Here is a 3,028-nt window from a genome sequence, read left to right on the forward strand (position 1 = left end):
CAAGGCGCGTGGCTACGCGAGCTTCTCCACCATCCGCACCATGGTGTTCCTGCTCGCTGGCAAGCTGGACTTCGGAAAACTCAATCAGCATGCAACCTGACCCACTCGTTTTTCAAAAGAGCCCATATTCTAGAAACAGGCAATGACAGCTTTCGCTTCAGGAACAGCTCGGCAGGCATTGCCATGAATAACGAGGAGACGCAGGCACAGACAAAACCAACCCTCTGAATCCATCCCCAAGGCGGGTCAGATTTGAATGAAAAACCTGGGTCAGTTTTGCGTGGAAATTAACAGCAAGAGGTCCCGCTGCCCCCTGCAAACGCACCAGCTAGGGGTATATACCAAGGCCCGCCGCAGGCATGAACCATGCATAACTGTGAAAATCACATGTGGTTCAGCTGCATCGCAGCGACCCATGCATCGAAGAGGCAAGCATGGACAAGACATTTTCAACACTGGAACAGCGCAGCAATTCAAGTTTTGGCTACTGGAACCGTGCGGTTGCGGACACGTATTTCGATATGCATCTGTCTTATCAGAATTCAGAGCATTTCAACGGAGTTCTCGAAGCGTGGGATTTGTCGGTTGTCCAGCTCTCTTGCATGACCTCCGATGGCGCCATCTACAAGCGCGTGCAGAAGGACTGCAGCACGAATGAGCGCCAAGTGCTGGTCACTCTTCCAGTCCAAAGTGAGATTGAGTTCAGCCAATTGGGTCGCACGACCCGATGCGACCCAGGCCAGTTTTTATTGGAACTGAGCGAAGAACCGTTCGTTTTTGGACACAGCCGCCACAACGAAATGTGGGTATTGAAGATCCCAGTTTCTTCGTTGCGTGCCCGCATTGGGGAACCCAAGCGCTTCTGCGCGCGCTCCTACGATGCACAGGAAGGGGTAGGCGGATTGCTTGGAGACTACTTCCGCCTCACGATGCGTCACCGTGAAATGGCCTATGACGCGAACGTTCGTGCCTTGATGGGCGCGCATTTCGTGGATCTGCTCGCGCTAAGTCTTCAGGGCCATCCTGACGCACTCCAGTCCTCTCAGTCCGCCGTTCGCGACGCACACTTGGCCCGGATTGAGGAATACGTGCGCAAGAACCTGTGCGATCCCGATCTGGCGCCGGACAGCATTGCCCAAGCATGCGGAATTTCCCTGCGGTATCTGCACCTTCTATTCAAGGATGCCGAAGCTTCTGTTTGTCAGTGGATTCGCGAGAAGCGACTGCAGTCCGCTTACGAGATGCTGCAGAAAGCTGCGCCGCAAACTTCCATCGCTCAAATTGCCTATGCGGTGGGGTTCAGCGACCACGCGCAGTTTTCCAATGCTTTCCGCAAGAAGTTTGGGCAGGCACCGAGCGAACTGCGCGCGCCTAAGATGGCTCGGGGTGCTGGGCGAGTGCCGGTGGCAGGCATTGAGATCGCGAGCGGCGCGATTTCGCGCACGCACCACTGATCAGGCGGCCTGCAGGCGGCCGACGCCCGCAGTCCACGCGCGCGATGCGGCACGGCGAGCGAGCCGTGCCGCTTTTCTCAGGACAGCTCTGGCTCCAGTCGGTCCAGTGCGCGATTGAGGCGGGAGAACATTTCGTCGATCTGACCAGCATCGATGATCAGCGGCGGGCACAGCGCAATCGTGTCGCCGAGCGGTCGCACGATCAAGCCTTCTTCCAACGCATACTGCGCAAGCTTGACGCCAGCTTTGCGATCCGGCGCAAAGCTCGCCCGCGACACCTTGTCTTGCACCAGTTCGATAGCGCCGACCAGACCCACGGTTCGTGCTTCGCCCACAAAGCGGCGCTCCACGAGGCTGCGAAGTGCGCCACTGAAGCGGGGCGCAAGATCCCGGCAGCGCGCCAGAATGTTGTCGTCTTCGTAAACCTTCAATACTTCCAGCGCCACGGCCGCTGCAACCGGGTGGCCAGAGTAGGTGTAGCCGTGGCCGAAAGTCCCATGGCGTCCGCTGTTGGCGGCGATCGCCTCGTAGACCTTGGCGCTGACCATGACGGCGGAGATCGGCATGTATGCGGATGACAAGCCTTTCGCACAGGTCAGGATGTCCGGCTGGATGTTGAAGGTTGTCGAACCAAACATGTTGCCGGTGCGGCCAAAGCCGCAGATGACCTCGTCGGCGATCATCAAGATGTCGTACTTGCGCAGAACGGCCTGGACCTTCTCGAAGTAGCCCGCGGGCGGCACGATGACGCCGCCTGCCCCCATGACGGGCTCAGCGATGAACGCCGCGACAGTGTCCGGGCCCTCGGCCAGGATCTGCTCCTCCAGCACCTGCGCCAGACGCGTTGCGAACGCTTCTTCTGATTCGCCAGCCAAACCATAGCGGTAGTGGTGCGGACAGTCCGTGTGCAGGAAGCGTGGAGCAATCGGCAGGTCGAAGTCGTTGTGGTTGCTGGCCAGACCACCCATGCTCGCGGCCACCGCGGTCACGCCGTGGTAGGCATTGCGGCGGGCGATGATCTTCTTCTTCAGGGGCTTACCAATGGCGTTGTGGTAGTACCAGACCATCTTGGCGGCACTGTCGTTGGCCTCCGATCCAGAGCTCGCGAAGAACACCTTGCCCATCGGCACTGGTGCAACTTCCAGCAGCCGCTCGGCCAACTGTGCCACGGCGCTGTTGGTGCGGTGGTAGAACGTGTGGTAGTAGGGGAGTGTCTGCATCGCTTTGGTCGCGGCCGCGATCAGCCTGGGGTGGCTGAACCCCAGGGATGCGCACCACAGGCCCGACATGCCTTCGATGAAGCGCCGGCCCTTCTCATCGATGACGTGGATGCCGTCGCCCTGGACGATGACCAGGGGCTCGACCTGGCCCGATTGGGCCAGGTTGGTGTAGGAGTGCAGGTGGGCTGCGACATCCTTGTTTGCGATGCTGCTGTACATTTGGTTCTCACTTGATCCGACATTCCCCAAGTGGCCTGCCGCTTGACTTCAAGATCGCCTGATTTTGCTCGCTGGGCAAGCGTTTTTCGCCCCGAGCGGTGTCTGTCGTCGCGCAAACGGCCGAAGTCGGGTGGA

The 3,028-nt window shown here is 59.2% G+C and carries 2 protein-coding genes; one reads left to right on the plus strand and one right to left on the minus strand.

Annotated features, from left to right (window positions below):
* The first annotated feature begins 434 nt into the window (after positions 1–434).
* The gene (locus POM99_RS22140) at positions 435–1,454 is read left to right on the plus strand and encodes an AraC-like ligand-binding domain-containing protein (protein ID WP_155706397.1); all 1,020 of its coding nucleotides are present in this window, start codon (positions 435–437) and stop codon (positions 1,452–1,454) included.
* A gap of 77 nt (positions 1,455–1,531) precedes the next feature.
* On the opposite strand, the gene POM99_RS22145 is transcribed toward POM99_RS22140, so the two are convergent.
* A complete protein-coding gene (locus POM99_RS22145) occupies positions 1,532–2,893 on the minus strand; it encodes an aminotransferase (RefSeq protein ID WP_277280978.1) in 1,362 nt (453 codons plus the stop codon).
* Positions 2,894–3,028 lie beyond the last annotated feature (135 nt).

Source organism: Novosphingobium cyanobacteriorum (assembly GCF_029436685.1).
GTDB classification, from domain to species: domain Bacteria; phylum Pseudomonadota; class Alphaproteobacteria; order Sphingomonadales; family Sphingomonadaceae; genus Novosphingobium; species Novosphingobium cyanobacteriorum.